At 46.4% G+C, this 16,591-nt stretch carries 21 protein-coding genes; 10 read left to right on the top strand and 11 right to left on the bottom strand.

Annotated features, from left to right (window positions below):
- Nucleotides 1–678: 678 nt before the first annotated feature.
- Nucleotides 679–1,428 (bottom strand): SDR family NAD(P)-dependent oxidoreductase, encoded by a 750-nt coding sequence (locus tag B2751_RS09940; protein ID WP_035408149.1) that lies wholly within the window; start codon nucleotides 1,426–1,428, stop codon nucleotides 679–681.
- A gap of 82 nt (nucleotides 1,429–1,510) precedes the next feature.
- On the opposite strand from B2751_RS09940, the gene B2751_RS09935 reads away from it, so the two are divergent.
- Entirely contained in the window at nucleotides 1,511–1,918 is a 408-nt protein-coding gene (locus B2751_RS09935; protein WP_214853527.1) for a MerR family transcriptional regulator, read from the top strand.
- Here the strand turns inward: B2751_RS09935 and B2751_RS09930 are convergent.
- A complete protein-coding gene (locus B2751_RS09930) occupies nucleotides 1,888–2,961 on the bottom strand; it encodes a threonine aldolase family protein (RefSeq protein ID WP_290774557.1) in 1,074 nt (357 codons plus the stop codon). The genes B2751_RS09935 and B2751_RS09930 overlap by 31 nt on opposite strands.
- A gap of 124 nt (nucleotides 2,962–3,085) precedes the next feature.
- Here B2751_RS09930 and B2751_RS09925 point away from each other — a divergent pair, with 124 nt between their 5' ends.
- Nucleotides 3,086–3,769, top strand: a complete 684-nt coding sequence (locus B2751_RS09925) for a hypothetical protein (protein WP_290774556.1) — start codon at nucleotides 3,086–3,088, stop codon at nucleotides 3,767–3,769.
- A gap of 205 nt (nucleotides 3,770–3,974) precedes the next feature.
- Nucleotides 3,975–4,268: a hypothetical protein gene (locus B2751_RS09920; protein ID WP_035408158.1), complete on the top strand. Its 294-nt coding sequence runs from the start codon at nucleotides 3,975–3,977 to the stop codon at nucleotides 4,266–4,268.
- Nucleotides 4,269–4,323: 55 nt separating this feature from the next.
- On the opposite strand, the gene B2751_RS09915 is transcribed toward B2751_RS09920, so the two are convergent.
- The 4 genes from B2751_RS09915 to B2751_RS09900 all read right to left on the bottom strand — a co-directional run bounded on the left by B2751_RS09915 (nucleotide 4,324) and on the right by B2751_RS09900 (nucleotide 7,227).
- Complete coding sequence (locus tag B2751_RS09915) at nucleotides 4,324–5,460, bottom strand: GGDEF domain-containing protein (protein WP_290774554.1); 1,137 nt, start codon at nucleotides 5,458–5,460, stop codon at nucleotides 4,324–4,326.
- A gap of 134 nt (nucleotides 5,461–5,594) precedes the next feature.
- Nucleotides 5,595–5,867, bottom strand: coding sequence for a phage holin (locus tag B2751_RS09910; protein WP_290757826.1), 273 nt, complete (start codon nucleotides 5,865–5,867; stop codon nucleotides 5,595–5,597).
- Nucleotides 5,837–6,472, bottom strand: a complete 636-nt coding sequence (locus B2751_RS09905) for a M15 family metallopeptidase (RefSeq protein ID WP_290750126.1) — start codon at nucleotides 6,470–6,472, stop codon at nucleotides 5,837–5,839. The genes B2751_RS09910 and B2751_RS09905 overlap by 31 nt, the downstream gene beginning before the upstream one ends.
- Entirely contained in the window at nucleotides 6,472–7,227 is a 756-nt protein-coding gene (locus tag B2751_RS09900; RefSeq protein ID WP_290774552.1) for a helix-turn-helix domain-containing protein, read from the bottom strand. Before B2751_RS09900 ends, B2751_RS09905 begins: the two co-directional genes overlap by 1 nt.
- 90 nt (nucleotides 7,228–7,317) lie before the next feature.
- Here B2751_RS09900 and B2751_RS09895 point away from each other — a divergent pair, with 90 nt between their 5' ends.
- The gene (locus tag B2751_RS09895) at nucleotides 7,318–7,809 is read left to right on the top strand and encodes a DinB family protein (protein ID WP_290774550.1); all 492 of its coding nucleotides are present in this window, start codon (nucleotides 7,318–7,320) and stop codon (nucleotides 7,807–7,809) included.
- 40 nt (nucleotides 7,810–7,849) lie between these two features.
- On the opposite strand, the gene B2751_RS09890 is transcribed toward B2751_RS09895, so the two are convergent.
- Complete coding sequence (locus B2751_RS09890) at nucleotides 7,850–8,335, bottom strand: NUDIX hydrolase (RefSeq protein WP_290774548.1); 486 nt, start codon at nucleotides 8,333–8,335, stop codon at nucleotides 7,850–7,852.
- Nucleotides 8,336–8,548: 213 nt separating this feature from the next.
- Here B2751_RS09890 and B2751_RS09885 point away from each other — a divergent pair, with 213 nt between their 5' ends.
- Nucleotides 8,549–9,013: a hypothetical protein gene (locus B2751_RS09885; protein ID WP_290774546.1), complete on the top strand. Its 465-nt coding sequence runs from the start codon at nucleotides 8,549–8,551 to the stop codon at nucleotides 9,011–9,013.
- A 316-nt stretch (nucleotides 9,014–9,329) separates the two neighbouring features.
- On the opposite strand, the gene B2751_RS09880 is transcribed toward B2751_RS09885, so the two are convergent.
- Entirely contained in the window at nucleotides 9,330–9,863 is a 534-nt protein-coding gene (locus B2751_RS09880; protein WP_290774544.1) for a DUF402 domain-containing protein, read from the bottom strand.
- A 154-nt stretch (nucleotides 9,864–10,017) separates the two neighbouring features.
- On the opposite strand from B2751_RS09880, the gene B2751_RS09875 reads away from it, so the two are divergent.
- The 3 genes from B2751_RS09875 to B2751_RS09865 are packed head-to-tail and all read left to right on the top strand — an operon-like array spanning nucleotide 10,018 to nucleotide 11,798.
- Nucleotides 10,018–11,127 (top strand): GGDEF domain-containing protein, encoded by a 1,110-nt coding sequence (locus B2751_RS09875; protein ID WP_056061157.1) that lies wholly within the window; start codon nucleotides 10,018–10,020, stop codon nucleotides 11,125–11,127.
- A gap of 17 nt (nucleotides 11,128–11,144) precedes the next feature.
- Nucleotides 11,145–11,519, top strand: coding sequence for a YkvA family protein (locus B2751_RS09870; RefSeq protein ID WP_396210749.1), 375 nt, complete (start codon nucleotides 11,145–11,147; stop codon nucleotides 11,517–11,519).
- A 33-nt stretch (nucleotides 11,520–11,552) separates the two neighbouring features.
- Entirely contained in the window at nucleotides 11,553–11,798 is a 246-nt protein-coding gene (locus tag B2751_RS09865) for a hypothetical protein (protein WP_290722212.1), read from the top strand.
- Between the two features lie 46 nt (nucleotides 11,799–11,844).
- On the opposite strand, the gene B2751_RS09860 is transcribed toward B2751_RS09865, so the two are convergent.
- From B2751_RS09860 to B2751_RS09850, 3 genes are read right to left on the bottom strand one after another with little or no spacing between them, the layout of a single operon-like run.
- Nucleotides 11,845–12,531 carry a polysaccharide deacetylase family protein gene (locus tag B2751_RS09860; RefSeq protein ID WP_290774542.1) on the bottom strand — a complete coding sequence of 229 codons (687 nt, stop codon included), beginning with the start codon at nucleotides 12,529–12,531 and terminating at the stop codon, nucleotides 11,845–11,847.
- A 16-nt stretch (nucleotides 12,532–12,547) separates the two neighbouring features.
- Complete coding sequence (locus B2751_RS09855) at nucleotides 12,548–13,675, bottom strand: MGDG synthase family glycosyltransferase (protein WP_290774540.1); 1,128 nt, start codon at nucleotides 13,673–13,675, stop codon at nucleotides 12,548–12,550.
- 53 nt (nucleotides 13,676–13,728) lie between these two features.
- Complete coding sequence (locus B2751_RS09850) at nucleotides 13,729–14,358, bottom strand: DedA family protein (protein WP_035408181.1); 630 nt, start codon at nucleotides 14,356–14,358, stop codon at nucleotides 13,729–13,731.
- A gap of 214 nt (nucleotides 14,359–14,572) precedes the next feature.
- On the opposite strand from B2751_RS09850, the gene B2751_RS09845 reads away from it, so the two are divergent.
- Nucleotides 14,573–15,115: a GNAT family N-acetyltransferase gene (locus tag B2751_RS09845; protein WP_290774538.1), complete on the top strand. Its 543-nt coding sequence runs from the start codon at nucleotides 14,573–14,575 to the stop codon at nucleotides 15,113–15,115.
- A gap of 837 nt (nucleotides 15,116–15,952) precedes the next feature.
- On the top strand, nucleotides 15,953–16,348 hold the full coding sequence (locus tag B2751_RS09840; RefSeq protein WP_290774536.1) for a hypothetical protein: 396 nt from the start codon (nucleotides 15,953–15,955) through the stop codon (nucleotides 16,346–16,348).
- Nucleotides 16,349–16,591: the final 243 nt, after the last annotated feature.

The following is a 16,591-nucleotide window of genomic DNA, read 5'->3' as shown; positions in this document are numbered from 1 at the left end:
TTCTGTCGCGTCAGATAGTGATTGATTGACTGAGTGACCTCTTGTTTTTCATCATAGTACAACGACTTATAGGCTGAAGCACCGATGATGCCGACTCCTAGAATCATCAATAACGTAATCGATATAAAGGTTCGCTTCATTTCATCACTCCTGAGTATCGTTTCTGTGTCATTCTTCGTATTAGACATTCTCCTTGTTTTTAAAATGTCGATATGTATAAACTAATAGAAGAACACAAAAAAAGGAAGTCATTTATGATAAAAAAATCCATAAAATACTTTTTATTGTTATTTATTTTGATTGTTCTTACTTTGAACTTCTTAAATGGTCAAGTGATTGATAATGAGCGATTAACATTAGCCGTGAACATTGCAATAGTTCTAATGGCGTTATTCTTTATCAGCTTGAGGTTCTCAAAACGAAAACGTAACTAGAATGCTTACGCCTCAAAAAACGTATGTAAAGGTGGTCACATCGTGGGACAATTCATGATTTTCGGCGCTCTAATAAATCTTTTGATTATCGGCGCAGTCGTCTATGTCGTATGGAAGTTAGCAAAGAAACTCTTAAAAAAATAAGTAATTGATGTCTTTTTTGATTCATTCATGAAATTCGTATAAATTATGCTTACATAAAGAAGGTCCCTTTCTCAATTGAAAAAGGGACCTTACTTAGTTTTTATCCTGCGTAATTGAACAATGGGCCACGCAATTCGAATTCATACGTCTCACCGTCGACAATCCCGACGATTGCATCACTTTCGATTAACTGATGCAGGAAGCCTGCCATTTCTGCTGCCGTATGATATTTCTTAACGTTCTTGCTGTAGTCGAACCCTACTTCGCCACGCGAACGATCGGCGAACTCTGTCTCAGTCGCAGCTGGTGCGAGCACTTTCGCCCGGAGTTTTGCGCCGCCTTTTTGCAGTTCTTGCGCGAGTCCTTCCGTATAGGCACTGACATAGAACTTCGTCGCGCAGTACGTGACGGCATTCGGTACGATCCGGTAGCCGCCTGCTGACGAGATATTGACGAGCGTCGTTCCTTCGACATCATGATGGTCGCGGACGAACAGGCTCGACAAAATCGTCAGTGCCTCGATGTTCAAGCGGAGCATCTTTTCGATTTTCCCGAGATCGATGTCCTGGACGAGATCAAAATCACCAAACCCAGCATTATTGATCCATGTTTCAATTTCAAGTTCTTTTAAGCCTTCATAAAGATCATGAACGTTTTGGTTATCAGAAAGGTCGATCGACTTGAGGATGACATCACTGTCTGGTGAAATCTGTTTGACTTCATCCCGAAGTTTTTCGAGCTCTGACGTCCGGCGCGCGACGAGGACGAGTGACTTTCCTTTTCCTGCGAGTAGTTTTGCCGTCTCATACCCGATTCCTGAACTTGCTCCTGTAATGACCGTGTACTTCATCTAGCATATCCCCTTTTCGATTTGGTATAGTCAGAGTCTAATCCTTAGAGTGAACTCTAAGTCAAGCAGAAAGGTGAGATTCATGTATACGATTTCTGAAATCAGTCGACTGACGATGACGAGTGCCCATACGATTCGCTATTATGAGAAAGAAGGATTACTCTTTCCGAAGCGCCAGAATGGTCAACGACGTTATGACGACCAAGACGTGACGTGGCTTCGATTTGTCCTCCGCTTACGTGAAACGCATATGCCGATCGAGCAAATCCGTACGTATGTGTCACTTTTTCTTGCTCACGGCGAGCAGGATACGACTCGCGAACGCCTTGCGTTGCTTGAAGCACACCATGCAAACGTCTTAGCTCAACTGGCAGCATTACAAGAAACGGAGCGAATGATCGCAGAAAAAGTCGACACCTATCGTCGCCTCCATCCTACGATTCCCGCTCCTGATGTCATTCAATCCTCTGAGAACGCCTCCGTCAATTGACGAAAGACGCTTTCGCGTTCGTCAGTCGTCAATGCAAGAAAACTATCGCCGATATTGATTTCCGTTGCGCAGCCTTTTTCTTTCTCGACAAGATAGCCGGCGATACCAACTTTTCCGTGCAACTGGATTTCAATCAATTTTTCCTCGACGACTGCTTTATCTGCCTCAAAGTAAAGATGAAACATGTTTGAGACCGGCTCAAGTGGACGAGTCGAGATGCCTGGTATCGCATTCAAGCTGCTCGCTAGTGCTTTTGCGGCTATATGGTACTCCGCCATCCGGTCTTTTCGTTGTTCATAATAATGATCCGCGGATAGAATATACGGATAGAGACTAATCAAATCACCGCCATAGCGACGTTTCCAGATGCGAGCCTCGCGACAAAATGCTTCCGGTCCGGCTAAGATCGCTCCTGCGACGCCGCCAAGACCTTTATAAAAAGAGATATAGACACTGTCAAATAACTCTGCGATTTCTTTTGCCGATGCCTCATAGTACGGTAAGATTTCAAGTAGGCGTGCCCCATCCAAGTGCAGACGAATTCCTTGTTCCCGTGCATATGCACAAATGATTTCAAGTTCCTCACGCGACGGAAGCAGTCCGCCGAGTTCGCGTTGTGGCAGTTCGAGTAACAGGCAGCTGACGTCCGGCAAGGCTTTGACGTCGTCTATCGTCATTAAGCGATCGACTTCTCCGACTAGTACTGGTTTAATCCCGTGTAATTCCTTCAACCCATCCTGCTCATGAATCTCGAGGTGACAAAGGGGATGGTAGGCAACCTTACGATTATTCTGTTCATCAGACCAGATCCGTAACGCAATTTGTTGCGCCATCGTACCGCTCGGAAAAAAGATCGCATCGTCGTGCCCGAGTAAGTCTGCTATCTTACGTTCGAACGTTTTAATCAATTCGCCGTTTCCATACATATCGCTTGGTTGATCGGCAGAAACGGTTTGCAACGCTTCTTGTAATACTCCGATGGTTCGACTTCCGTGTCCATCCAATCGTTTTGTCGCTTTTTGGTAACTCGATCGTAAATCCATACTATTCATTCCTTTCTAAATCAATGACTATTTTTTGAAAAAATCAAAATATTCCATCTCCACTTTTGCTATACTGTGTAGCGAACGTCTGTTAAACGTACTCGTCAAAGGAGGTGTCCCTATCGTGCAAACGCTCCGCACTCGCCTGTTGCTTCTTATTCCAATCGTCTGTCTTCTACTGCTTGCCATCCAACAATTCGTCCCGTCATTCTATACATCACTGCTTGGACGAATCGATCCAGCAACAAATACATACTGCATTGATCGCTGTGGTCCGAAAGCATCGATGTTTAGTGCAGTCGAGGAAGGAACCTCATACGGCGGAGACGGAAGTACTGTCACGATTAGTGAAGCCGATCCACCTACTCCTTGGTTCCGGACCGGTTTTGACTCTTCGGTGACGACACCTCCTTATCTTCTCATCTTATGTCTCGTTCTCCTGTTTTGTAGCTGGTTTTTATGGCACTATCTCCAGTGGTTGCGTCGTCCGCGACTTGATGCATCGGGTCATGTACTTTCACCACGCTTCCCGATTTTCATTTATGAGACAAAAGACCTACCTGCTGACTCGATTCGAAAACAACTCGTTCGTTTTAATGAGCAACTTCCGCTTTCGTTACAGCGCAGGACACATGAGACCGTGACGGAATGGTTCGAGCGAATCGCTTTTCCGTCACCTGTTGATCCGCTTTATTTTGAAGTGCGGTACGGAAAGGTACCCGTCATCTCCACTCATCAACTGACCTTCTTCGTCCAAGCTATGGAACAATATTTAAAGAAATGCCATGTCCAGTCTTCGATATCTTGAATTTTTCTCTCCTTCCGCCCTGCTCATTGAAGCTTGGCGTTTTTTTTTGCGGAGTTTAAGAGGATTTCTTGAAAATAGATTTTGGATGATTTCAAAATTCGGATTGACTTTTTTTCAAAATCAGACGATTATTTGCCAGAAAAATGGGTAATATAGACTATAGTAGAGAAAGAGCTGATTTATCAGGAGAGTGAGGTGAGAAAAGTTGATTAGTGCACAAGAAGCCTATTACATTAAGAAGGAATTGAATGAAAAATTCGAGGATCCACGGATTTCCTGTGATTTTTCAATCTTTTCGCTTGAACCGTTCCAACTTCTCTTGCACGTACAGGAAGATGTTGATGAGCTCAGTACTGAATTACGATATGGCTTAAGCCGTAAGATTCGTTCCCAGCTCACACAACTTAATGCGCGTGTCGGTGGTGAACCTGTCAGGACGGTTTATGTCATATCGGCGCCTCTCATTTCCGATCGATCGTATTGCGTCATCTTACAATGAAATGAAAAATCCCCCGTGTGAGAAGCAAACACTCACGCGGGGGATTTTATCGTATTCACCCTGCCAAGTCCCCAATCTGATTCCGTCCGTTCTCTTTCGCTCGATACAGTGCTTGATCGGCTTGGTCGATGATTTCCTTCTCTGTCGTCTGTTCTTCGGGTACAAGTGACGTCAAGCCAAGACTGACGCTGACCCGGCAAAGGGGTTCGTACTGCTCGTGTGTGATGTTCAAATCAAGAATGTCCTGTCGAATCCGTTCTGCGATATGACGGGTTTCTTCTATGCCACGCGTCAGTAAAACCGTGAACTCCTCTCCTCCGTATCGTGCGACTTGTCCATGCCGAGCCTGCCGTTTTAAGACGCGAGCCACTTCCTTCAAACATTCATCCCCTTTTAAGTGACCATACGTGTCATTGTAGGACTTGAAGGCATCGACATCAATCAGTATTAAGGAGAGAGGTGTCTGCTCTTGTTTGGCTTCTTCGAGAAGCTTCTCCAATCGTTCATCGAACGCTCGCCGATTCGGGATGCCAGTCAATGCATCATGCAAGGAACGATGAATCAAGACTTGTTTGCTACGTTCCATTCGAAACGTCTGGATGAAGGCAATCAAAACAAGAACAGCGATGCTCGCGACGACAACGATAACCCATTTCGCAGCACTCGATGCTTGCTCGGAGCGTTGTGTTGCTTCCGCAATGATTCGGTTGACGTCTGTTCGCAAACGGGCATCAATCGGTCGGAACGTTTCGATGAACTGCATTCCTTGATATCGTCTTGCCTCTGCTGAAGCTCTGTCACCGTCCTTGACGAGTTCAAATTGCGTGTCGTAAAACTGCGTCGCCGTCTCGATACGGGGAATTGCCTCCGTCCGAACGAGTTTTCGCATGATGGGATGGTTCGCATCTAGCCGGTTCAGCCGCGTGATCGTTTGATCCAGCTGATTAATCGTCCGTTCATACTGTGCTAGATCCGTTTTGTTCGGTGAAAGGATGTAACTCCGGACACTGAGTTCTAGATTCAACAACGCTGGAAACAGTTCTGCTGCTTCCGTCGAGATCGGAATAGCTTCTTTTAAGATACGGGCGTTTTCTCGTTCGATTTTTAGGAAAGCTTGATAGCTCCAAACACTTGTAAATAAAAGCGCACAGAGTGCCAAAAACAAATACCGTTGCAACGTTGACCATTTCACAAGAAGACCGACCTTTCTTTCTCTATCTACTTGACTAAAGTCAATTTCTTTTATCAGTATCTTGAAGTCAAACAATTAGTCATTTGTATGAAATAATGCCCGTTGCTGACACAATCCAAACGCTTCCCGACCGTTCAATCGGTTAAGGATGTGTTTTCCAGCTGTTCTTGCGACTGACGTCGTCTTAATGCCCGCTCGGTCACGTCGTTATTCTTCCACCAAGCGACGAACAAACCGATTACCCCAACCAGACCGGTCACGAATCGTTCGACGTCATTCGATGACACCGGTAAAGCGGTAAATCCGAGCGTCGGTAAGAATAACTCTAGAAAGACATAGAGCGGTATCATGAGGCGGAGCCATGCTTGAAAACGAATCATGGCGACACCGGAAAGAGACGACGCCATGTTTGCGGTCCAACAATCCCGTCAACCACAAGTCGAGATGTCTGCTGGAACGCTTGGATGGCTCGCGTCAAACGTATATCAAAGATTCCTGTCACCATCAGTCCCAATCGCTTCTCAATCGCTCGGACGAGTTCCGGTGCTTGAATTCGTTCGCGTAGATAGTGTCCTGGTTTTGGCACGTGATGCCGCGCAAGACTGACATGATCGTACAATTCAAAATGTGGATAATCGGGAAAACGGGACCAATCGCCTCCCCAGTCCATTCCGCGCCGTTTCATTGCCGCAACGATTCGACGAAGTCGCGCGTCCGGTGGAGAAAGAAATAATGCACCATCTTCATAAAGGAAGACGTCAATTGCAACACCAAAATTATGGTTTGATTGTCCACCACGGGCTTGCGTCACGATCGGTCCTTGGGTCGTCCGTCCTTTTGCGTATAACGCGTTCTGTTCCGCAATGCTCCGAAAACTTTGGGCTATACCGAGTTTGATTCCATGCGGATAAAGCTCTTGAATCACGTCACGGGCAATCCGGACGACCGACGGATGCATGCCGGGAACGGTTAGTTTTTGATTCGCGCGTCGCAGTAATTCTTCTAGTTGCATCAGGCTCCCTCCCTAGTCAATGTATGTAATAAAGCAGCAATCTCGTCATCGTCAGGAATGACTTGTCGTTCCTGTTGTTTTGCCTCGTAAGCGCGTTGTGCTTCTTTTTCACGTTCTACCCAATTCGGTAATTGAAATAATGAATTGTTCCTTCTCGAACGTTTGGTTACTTGTTTCGGACGTTCTGACGCGGATCCGGTTGCAAGGCGCTTAACGACCTGTTCAATGTAACCGAAATGACGACTGTTCGCCCGCCCCGCTTCTTCAATTGCGTACTGGATTCGCTCGATTGGATGTTCGTTCGCAAGCAACAGCAACTCTTGTTCGATTCGTGGTGACACCTTTCCGAGATTCGACTCATACTGCTGCACCAGTTCCTTTTTTAAAGATGTCTTCTTCAAGACTTCTTCTTCGGAGTCAGCAGAAGTCTCGGGGGCAGTCGTCTCATGACTCGCCGGGGATGGCGTATCGACATGGGGCAGGACACGATAAGCATTCGAGGTCTGTCCTCCGTGTTTCGTGAACCGTTCGACTTTCTCGATCCGACCACTTGCGATCAAGGACTGGATACACGACTTGACTGTCGATTTACTGCACGGAACAGCATCGGCAATCGTCTGATAGGACGGAAACGCTTGACCATCTTGACCACTGAAGCTTTCAAGGATCAGGTAGATCATTTTTTCATGGACGGACGCGAATGCCGTCCCGCTCCGTAAGAGCGTATGGGGAACCGGAAGATATGGAGCTTGCATGGTGATTCCTCCTTTCTAGGAAATATGACAGGAAGAAGTCGTGGATTGTTCGAAAAGAGTGAAGAAGATATTTTTGAAAGGAGTGACAGGATGAACGAACTATTCACCTATTATCTACAAGAACTTGATCGCTATCAGCCGGAGGCGTTGATTCATCATCTCGACCATGACACGTGGTCGATTAGTCAAATGTATGATCATTTGATCGTCGTCAGTCATGAGTATTTGGATGAAGTCGAGTCGTGCCAGTTCGCATCCGTGACCACGTCCGGGAAGTCACCGTTCGGCGAACAGTTATTTGCTGTCGGTGCATTTCCGTCGACACCGATCCGGTTACCGGATGCGATGAACGCCCCACCGGATGAGACGGATCAGGTTGAACAAATACGGACACGTTGGTTGCAACTGATTGATCGTCACGTAACGCTCGCAACGATTGCTCAGGCGACACCCGTTGATCAAAAGACGCAACACGGTGGGATGGGCTGGTTGAACGCTGCCGAGTGGTATGCCCTCGTCTCGTACCATCTCGCGCATCACCGGCATCAAAAACGACGACTCGACGCTGCGCTAGCCAATTGAACATGAAAAAGCGCTCTCCGCATGCGAAGAGCGCTTCGATTCATTTTAAGACATCCCAATTCGAAAAGTGTCGTGCCTCAAGATCGAGTTGTTGTTCCTCAATCCAGCGGAATGCTTCAAGTACGAGCGGTGACGCATTGTCGATTGAAACTTCACTCCCCTTGACCCAACGCGCACCGAGTGAGTCTTGTCCGACGAATTGCTCGGGAATGCCAAGCGTTCCACCGGTCTGTCGAACGAGATAAAAGACGGCGATATGATGGACTTCATCGAACTCCCGCCAGTCCCACGGGAGCTTGAAGTCAGCGACGCCGATCTGTCGTTCGAGTGCTACCTCAAGCCCTGTCTCTTCCGTAAACTCACGGCGCATCGCCGTAGCGAGCGTCTCCCCTTCTTCTAGGCTTCCTCCTGGTAAATCATAGCGATTGATATACGGTCCACCATTTTTATCGATGACGAGTAAGGCATCCTCTTTCATTAATAAGCCATAGACTCCAAATGCACGGTGACAACGAATCGTTTTCATTCATCATACCTCCCTTTACTTCTCTTTTACATTTTTTATTTTTTATCACAATGACACTTAAACATATTGATATCTAAAGAACGCGGTAATGCGGTTAGCTTTATATTAATCGTTACAAAATCAGTCTAAAGTCTAACGTAATATTTCGTATCTCATCATACACTTTACATGGATCACTAAATGAAAAGTCATATGGAAAGAAGGATTGCTACCATGAATCCCCCAAAGTTAAGTGTTTTTTTACTAAAGTCATGCCTATTTGTACTATCTCTTGGTCTACTGGGTTTAGCGGGCTACGCAATCCCTACATTGCTAAACGGAATCAAGAGTTCAATCATTTTTGAAAAACCAGGATATGTCGTATTGATCGTTGCTTATATTGCTCTTATACCGCTATTAGCTTCTATTTTTCACGGTTTCCGCATTTTGAGCGCTTTTACAAAAAATCAGGACGCGGCTATTCGTATTTCTTCATCGTCGAATAGCATTAAAAAGGCATTCCTCGTGATTGCTGTTTTAGCGATTTCTATTCTTCCCGTATTCTTTTATATAGGTCAGTTAGATGATGCTCCTGGATTAGTGCTTGTAGGAATAAGTATCGTCATCATCCCACTAGCCATCAGTGCCTTTTTTAATTGCATGCAATACATGATGAAGAAACATATTATTACTTCATGAATGAATCGTTAACAGATGAACGAATGTCCCTTAAAACGGCTTGAATTCGGTACTTTACCGGACTCAAGCCGTTTGTTCGTTGTTTATAGTACGCTTGGATCACAAACGAACGTTCAGCGACTTCCATATTATTAAGTAGACGACGTTAATCTCACTACAGGATGTTTCATTGAACTACATCGGATTACTCTACTAAGACGAGAGATACAGGAGGACCCCTAGCTTTAATGATAGGATCAAGAGAGTCAACGTATAGACTGACTCAAACGTCTTGCGACAAAAGGGAACAGACTAAATGCGTAATATCGCGGTTTTTTTATTGGGTATCCTTTCCATCATTCATGTTCATGACGGTCGGGATGAAAGCATTTAAATAGCCGTCAAACGGAAACTGTTGCTGCGCGATCCGTTCTTGAAGGTTCAGCAATGACGCACGGGTTCGTTCAATCAATTCGACCGGATAGTGATAGAGCCGTTGGTTCTCCATAAATTCGTCCTCGTCGACGACTTGCCACACTCCGTTTCGATAGACGAGATCAAGATCCAGATCGATGAACGATAATGTTTCATCTTGAAGGACTGACGGAAGACAGATATTGCAGTAATAGCTCATCTCTCCCGTCCGTTCTATATCGAGACCAACCGTGAAATCAGCTTCAAACGGATAGAATTCGAGACTATAGTTGTCGTATGTATAAACGGTTGCGCGACGATGATGATGAAGCGTCCGCCCTGGAATATTCGCGACGAGTAGATAGTCTTTTGTCTGCTTTAGGACATATCCATCCCACGAATAGTGCGGACGTCCGTCAAGTTTCCGTGCCTCAATCATAAGACGTTTTAATTTCACTTCATCCCTCCCTTTTCCTGAAGCTCTCTTATTTTACCAAATACTTTCAATCGTGCAAGACTTTTCCTGAATCTTTAAAATTTTGAGTCTCTCTCGTTGACATCCCTTATCAAACTGCTATCGTGAAAGTATCATACTCAAGGATGTGGAACTCATGTTCATTGCCGAGTTGTTATTGAATGCCTGTATCGCCTTCACCGGCTTTTATTTAATCGCTAAAATCATCTATAGTCAACGCCTCGCATCGAGCAGAATGAAGTCCCTCATCGTTGGTCTTGCGACCGGACTACTCGGTGTGCTATTGATGTTTAAAGGAATTGCAGTCAATGAATCGTTACGGATGGACTTACGTCATTTACCGCTCGTCCTGCTCGCTTTTTATGGCGTTCGCTCGCCTCTCATCATCGCGACGCTGATCATCGGTTGTTCTCGATTTTACTTCGGCTGGACCCCACAATCAATCGTCGCCTTTCTTGCAGTCCTCGGCATCAGCACCGGGATGTACTTCATTCATAAGCGGTTACTCCATCGACCGCTCTTGCAAAACCTGATCATGAACGTCTGGTCATTGTTCATGATCTCGATCGCTGTCTCGATCAATCTCGGCTTCAGTGACGCCGCTCTTCGTTTACTTGCTTCAACGTGGACGATCGGACTTGCGGTTGGACTGTTATCGAGCCTCTTGACGATCGACTTTCAGTTGCTCAACGAACAGGTCCAGCGTTATAAACAATCAGCAGAACTCGATCACTTGACAGGACTGTACAATCGGCGTGTCTGGGACGAACGGACGACATTGCTTGAAGCAGAAGGACGCGTCTACAATGTGCTCGCGCTCGATATCGATCATTTCAAGCATGTCAACGATACGTACGGTCATGCGAACGGTGATCTCGTCTTGCAACAGTTTGCACGGATCTTGCAGGAAGAGACACGTCCGCATGATATCACTGCTCGAATTGGCGGCGAAGAATTCATGGTCCTCATCTATGATCTCACGCCTCCAAAAGTCACGAAAGTCGCTAACCGGATTCGAGAACGGATCGCGAACACACACTTTCAGCTCGACGGATCCCCGTCGATTGCCATCACGGCATCCGTCGGGATCGCTCACGGGAAACATATCGCCATTCAACGAATGAATATTCTTGCGGACGACGCATTATATGCCTCAAAGGAACAAGGACGAAATCGTGTCATTCTGTATGAAGCGGATGACGAGGCAGCCGTCACGACAAACGAACGGGAACCGGTTCGCTCATAAGAAAGGAGTACTCGCCTATGTTAGAGCGAATGAAACAGATCGCTAGACGGATGAAGCAACAATTATCAGTCCTCTCTTATGCAATCGAACATCCTCGTTTACCTCGTCATATCAAATGGGGAATCATCGCCTTAATCGCCTATACTGTCAGTCCGATCGACTTGATACCAGATTTTCTGCCTGTCATCGGTCTTCTCGACGATCTCTTACTCGTTCCACTCGGTATCTACTTCATCATCCGTTCGATTCCTAAAGAGATCTTGACACAAGCACAACGACGACTTGAACAGCAAGGAACTCGTTCCTTTCCATTGCTCCGACGTTATGGTCTAGCGTTCGTATTAGGTTGTTGGGGCATTGGTATCGGTCTTGTGATATGGTGGATAGTGTAAAACAAACCAAATCCATCCATAAGGAGTAGTTCAATGAAAAATGAGTTTGAGTTCATGACGACATCGGAAGCAATTCTATTCGTCAGTTCCTTTTTCATGTGGCTTTACATTGGTCGTCATTTCGTCATGATCACGACGTTCGACGACTTATTTTTGACGCAATCTTGGTGGTTACTACTTCCGGTCATCACCTTCATCCTATTCTTACGTTCGTTCGTCGTGCGGCGCTTGATTCTCCATCATAGTCAAGAAGATGAGGACTTGTCACGCGAAGCATAATCCATGCAAAAGAGGAGCTATCCGGCACCGGATAGCTCCTCTTTTTTTACGTTTGGTGAATGCGACGAAACTGTAAGCCGCGTGCTTTCCAGTTCGGCAAGAGTTCACGAAGCGCTTCAATCGTCTGCACGGGTGCTTGTGGGTCCGCGCCGAACGTATCCCCGTTATCGTGGAGCAAGATGATATCTCCTTCTGACACATTCGATAGTAGCCTCTTGATTTTTACTGTCCCGCCTTCTACCTTCCAGTCTTCCGCCATCTTCGACCAGAGAATCATCTTGTAAGCGGTTGGACAGAGGACATCTCCGGCATTGAGTGCACCCCACGGTGGACGATAGACCGTCGGACGTTCACCGGTGATCCGTTCAATGATCATAGCCGTCCGCTCGATTCCTGCCCGGACCGTCGACGGTCGCATCGACCAGTTCGGTCGATGGACGTAATTGTGGATACCGAGTTGATGCCCTTCGTCGTGTATCCGGCGAATGAGGTCCGGATGTACTTCTGCTTTATGACCAACGACAAAAAACGTCGCCTGAATGCCTTCTTGTTTTAAGAGATCGAGCAGTTCTGCCGTATAGACGGGATCTGGACCATCATCGAACGTCAAAGCGACGTATCGTGAGTTCAGTGATTTTGTCACGCGCCATCCAAAGACGCGTGACGCCACGTACGGGACGACCGTATAGGCGAGTGTCGCGAGAATTCCTGCTGTGATAAGACGTGAACGCATAGAAACTAACTCCCTTTTATTCATTTACTTTTCGGCGACGGTCTTGCAGGCAACCCGCAATCCGTTCCGCGAAGAACCGCTGATCGGCCATGACGCGATCATTTTGATACTGCGTGACTGCTTGTTGCCAAGCATGCATGACGTCTGGGTTCTCAAGCGTCCGACGGATGACGTCCGTGAGTGTATCCGTTTGATGAAATGCGAACGCAAGTCCTTTCTCCATCAAATACGTACGATTGATCTCTTCTTGTCCCGGTAGGACGTGTTGAATGAACAGCGGTACACGTTTTTCAAATGCTTCACTGACCGTCACGCCACCCGGTTTCGTAACAATCGCATCCATTCGTTCATACAGCTGATTCATCTCATCCCGTGAATCGATATAGGTGAGCGGATGGATATGTGGATGACGTCGCGAAGCTAGTCGTTTATACAATGTTTGGTTCTTCCCACATAAGACATGGAAATCTGCTTCTGGACACTGTTCGATCTGCGTCAGTAAGGTCTCGAGTTGACCTAGTCCACCGTTTCCGCCTGCGACAAGAATTTGTTTGCGTGACTGCGTCGAGCGAAAAATGGAACCGCCAGCGATTGCTGGATGGACGGGGATACCCGTCACGAACAAGCGCTCAATGGGTACAGCATGATGCTCGTGCAATTCTTGCCTTGCCTCACGATTCGGCAACAGATGATACTCGATATGCGTCTTTCCCCAGACGCGGCTGACGAATAAATCGGTATAGGCATTGATGACCGGTACGTCACAAAGGTTTCGTTCTTTTAATTGATTCAAGAGATAGGAGGGAAACGCATGTGTACAGATGATGACGTCCGGTTGTTCCGTCCGGATGATCCGTAACATCTGTTGTTGGAAATAATGCGACGTCCACCCTGTCGACCGGGCATTGCTCGAACGCCCGGCAATATGCTGATGATAAAAACGGCTATAGCCGTTTGAGAAGTGTCGGATCCAGTTCAGGTAAAACTTAGATGTCACCCATTCCGCAAATGGACTGATCGTACTGAGCAATTCTACTTCCTTGACTTCAACCCCTGGACCTTGCAGTCGTTCGGCGATCGCTTCGGCAACCAGATGATGACCGGATCGCATCCTTAAAAAAGGAAAGATCACTATTTTTTGCATCGTTTGTCCACTCCTTCAAACTGTTCCGACGATCCTTCAAAAAGAAGTAACGTTTAGTCTTCTTTTCCCGCTTCGTTTTTCCCTGAAACGACGCGTTTCTCAAGTCGCTTCCGCTTGAGCCATTTCACGAGCACTCCGAGCAGGAACAATACGAGTAAGGCAAGTCCGAAATACGGTACGACTTCCGGCTTGATATGAAATGTCTTTCCTGCAAAGTGACCGAGTAAGACAAAGGGGACGACCCACAGCGCGGAACCGATTGCTGACACAAAGAAGTACCGACCGAACGAAATCCGCTTCATGCCCGCAAAATACGGATTGATCTGCCGCACACCCGGAATGTAAAGACCGCCGATGATCGTTCGATTGATTCGTTCCATGTAGCCGTTTGACACCCGCTCCCAGCGTTCCTTCGTCAATCCGAGGAATCGACCGTATCGTAGGACGGTCGGTCCGAAGAAGCGACCTGCTCCATATGCCGTCAGCATACCGACGAACGTCCCAGCATACGCAGTCAAGATCGAATAGATTAAACGTTCTTCGTTTTGACCACTTAAGATGCCAATCAGGACGAGTAAGGATTCTTCCGGTGCTGGAATCCCGACGATGCCAAAAAATAAAAAAATAAAAATAACGCCGTATCCATAGGCATCGAGATACTGATTGACCGTATCCATGTTCATGTTGTCACGTCCTCTACTGCTGTCTTTCTGTACTGTTTCAACGTCTTCTGACTATGTATTCGTTCCTGTTGAAGCAATTCCTTTTTTAGAAAAATTAAAACCTGGTTCATTCGAAAATTGACCTGTTCTCGCATCTCTCCTCGTGACAATGCTCAGTCTGTAGGAGATGATGAATAGAGTGAAGTAGATCTCTATAGAAAGAAGGAGGATGACAATGAAAGAGACTGAAAAGCTGACGATTCAACCGCTATCGTTCGAGAGCATTCCATTCGTCAATCATGCCAACGATTCATTCCCGATCATCGGACGCATCGTTCCGCAGTTTTCTGGTACCGCATGGTCTTATACGGAAGAACTCTATGAAACCGCTACTGAAACCCGTTTTCCTGACGATCGACTCGATTGGGCGACGTATATCGAAAACGAGAATAAAATCGTCCTCCTCGCCTTTTCCGGCACTTCTTGTGTCGGACAGATTCGTCTTGTTCGTGACTGGAACCGTTTCGCCTACATCGAAAACATCGCGGTCAAACAAGCGTTTCGTAAACTAGGGGTCGGACACCAATTGCTTGTCGCTGCGTCAAAATGGGCACAGCAACGTGAGTTGAGTGGTCTTTCACTCGAAGCACAGGACGATAACTTGATTGCTTGCCGTTTTTACGAACGAGAAGGTTTCGTGCTCGGCGGTGTCGATAGTTTAAAACAATTCGCCAATCCACATATTGACCTGACATTGTATTGGTATAAACTATTTTGAACGTCAGTCGGAAAGGGCTTATCTCATGTTATCTATCGTAAAGAACAGTTTCATTTCCGCGATATTGTTCGCTTTCTTGTATGCACTCATTGCTGGGTTTGAGATGGGTGATCCAGCAATATACGGCACTTCCTTCACTGACTTCTTTATGATTGGTCTATTGTTTGCCGGTCCCGCCATTCTGATCGGTGCACTCTTAACAGAAGGGCTTCCGCGCCTGTTATTTCGTTCGGATATTTCATTTGCACAACGGGTCATCCTCAATCAAATCGTCGCGTTATTCGCAAGCATCGTCCTCTATCTGCTCATGCAACCAAATTCGTTTTCGTTCGTTCTCATCTTATTCTGTTCTGGTGTAGCGTTGATTTATTACATCGTCTCCGAGTCGGCGCGAAAGTATCCGTCATTCCTCCCCTATCTGTTCGGGTGGCTCGGTCGGACCGTCTTCAGCTTTTTTCTGTTTCTCCAATTGTTTGGCTCGATGACGATGATGGTTCCGTTTTTGTCTTACGCGGTGCAGCTTGTCAATGAACAGTTGGATGCTGTCATGCTATTATTCTTCAGCGGTACCGTGATTGCTGACGCTCTGTTAGCTGTCCGCTTCACGAAACGTTCGCTACCGTGGATGACGCATCTCCTCGTTCATCAAGGTACGGTCTTCGTGTTTGCCGGTGCGTTCATCTTGTTCAGTTCACTTCCCGCGCTATTTTTCATCGGAAACGTAGTCGCTACCTGTTTATATGTAATGATCACCCGTCTATTCATCCTCATGAAGACTGGAAAGGAGGAGTACCATGATCCGNNTCATCGTCTTGAAAACCGGGAAGGAGGAGTACCATGATGCGTCTGTCATTTCGACTTCTGATGAGTAATTGGATTTTTCTGATGCTTTATCAACACCTTCCGTCATCACCACGTCTCATGCCCGATACGGACTCTGAGTATTATCCAGGTGTCTTCGAAACCTTGCTGTCGTTTGTGATCGTCATCACGGTCGGTGGCATCCTGACCGACGCGATTCGTTACTTCCGATTTCGCTCACGTCCACTACCTTGGATAACACACCTCCTCCTGAATCAAGGCATCGCTTTATTACTCGGTGGCGTACTGTTACTTGTATTCAAAGGTCTGTTTCAACCGATCTATTTTCAGGCAATCGCGAGTAGCGCCGCTTTCCTTTACTTTTTGATGACGCGTTTGACATTGTTATACAAGAAAGATTCAGCTGTTTGAAATCAGCCACTTTCTTACATTTTTGTTAGGTAAAACAAGAAGACCTACGCTTTATACTAAATGTATCGTTTAGTAAAAGGAGACATGCCGCATGTTTCGTCAAAAATCGCTTCTGTATTTACTCATTTTTTTGTCCTTCGGTTTAGCTTTCGATACAATCACAGGATCGTCTCTCGTTCCGTTCGTCGAACCTCTTCATCTCTTGATGACTTCTCTTGCGTTGACGATCACGACCGCCTGTTT

The sequence above is a fragment of the Exiguobacterium sp. UBA6282 genome (assembly GCF_002440475.1).
Taxonomy (GTDB): domain Bacteria; phylum Bacillota; class Bacilli; order Exiguobacteriales; family Exiguobacteriaceae; genus Exiguobacterium_A.
Note: the sequence above shows the minus strand (reverse complement) of the source record. Positions and strands in the feature narration are given on the sequence as shown.

Excerpts from the sequence above, each read along its gene's own strand:
- B2751_RS09940 (WP_035408149.1), bottom strand. The coding sequence starts at position 1,428 with ATGAAGTACACGGTCATTACAGGAGCAAGTTCAGGAATCGGGTATGAG.
- B2751_RS09935 (WP_214853527.1), top strand. The coding sequence starts at position 1,511 with ATGTATACGATTTCTGAAATCAGTCGACTGACGATGACGAGTGCCCAT.
- B2751_RS09930 (WP_290774557.1), bottom strand. The coding sequence starts at position 2,961 with ATGGATTTACGATCGAGTTACCAAAAAGCGACAAAACGATTGGATGGA.
- B2751_RS09910 (WP_290757826.1), bottom strand. The coding sequence starts at position 5,867 with ATGGCGTCGTCTCTTTCCGGTGTCGCCATGATTCGTTTTCAAGCATGG.
- B2751_RS09905 (WP_290750126.1), bottom strand. The coding sequence starts at position 6,472 with ATGCAACTAGAAGAATTACTGCGACGCGCGAATCAAAAACTAACCGTT.
- B2751_RS09900 (WP_290774552.1), bottom strand. The coding sequence starts at position 7,227 with ATGCAAGCTCCATATCTTCCGGTTCCCCATACGCTCTTACGGAGCGGG.
- B2751_RS09895 (WP_290774550.1), top strand. The coding sequence starts at position 7,318 with ATGAACGAACTATTCACCTATTATCTACAAGAACTTGATCGCTATCAG.
- B2751_RS09890 (WP_290774548.1), bottom strand. The coding sequence starts at position 8,335 with ATGAAAACGATTCGTTGTCACCGTGCATTTGGAGTCTATGGCTTATTA.
- B2751_RS09885 (WP_290774546.1), top strand. The coding sequence starts at position 8,549 with ATGAATCCCCCAAAGTTAAGTGTTTTTTTACTAAAGTCATGCCTATTT.
- B2751_RS09875 (WP_056061157.1), top strand. The coding sequence starts at position 10,018 with ATGTTCATTGCCGAGTTGTTATTGAATGCCTGTATCGCCTTCACCGGC.
- B2751_RS09870 (WP_396210749.1), top strand. The coding sequence starts at position 11,145 with ATGTTAGAGCGAATGAAACAGATCGCTAGACGGATGAAGCAACAATTA.
- B2751_RS09865 (WP_290722212.1), top strand. The coding sequence starts at position 11,553 with ATGAAAAATGAGTTTGAGTTCATGACGACATCGGAAGCAATTCTATTC.
- B2751_RS09860 (WP_290774542.1), bottom strand. The coding sequence starts at position 12,531 with ATGCGTTCACGTCTTATCACAGCAGGAATTCTCGCGACACTCGCCTAT.
- B2751_RS09855 (WP_290774540.1), bottom strand. The coding sequence starts at position 13,675 with ATGCAAAAAATAGTGATCTTTCCTTTTTTAAGGATGCGATCCGGTCAT.
- B2751_RS09850 (WP_035408181.1), bottom strand. The coding sequence starts at position 14,358 with ATGAACATGGATACGGTCAATCAGTATCTCGATGCCTATGGATACGGC.
- B2751_RS09845 (WP_290774538.1), top strand. The coding sequence starts at position 14,573 with ATGAAAGAGACTGAAAAGCTGACGATTCAACCGCTATCGTTCGAGAGC.
- B2751_RS09840 (WP_290774536.1), top strand. The coding sequence starts at position 15,953 with ATGATGCGTCTGTCATTTCGACTTCTGATGAGTAATTGGATTTTTCTG.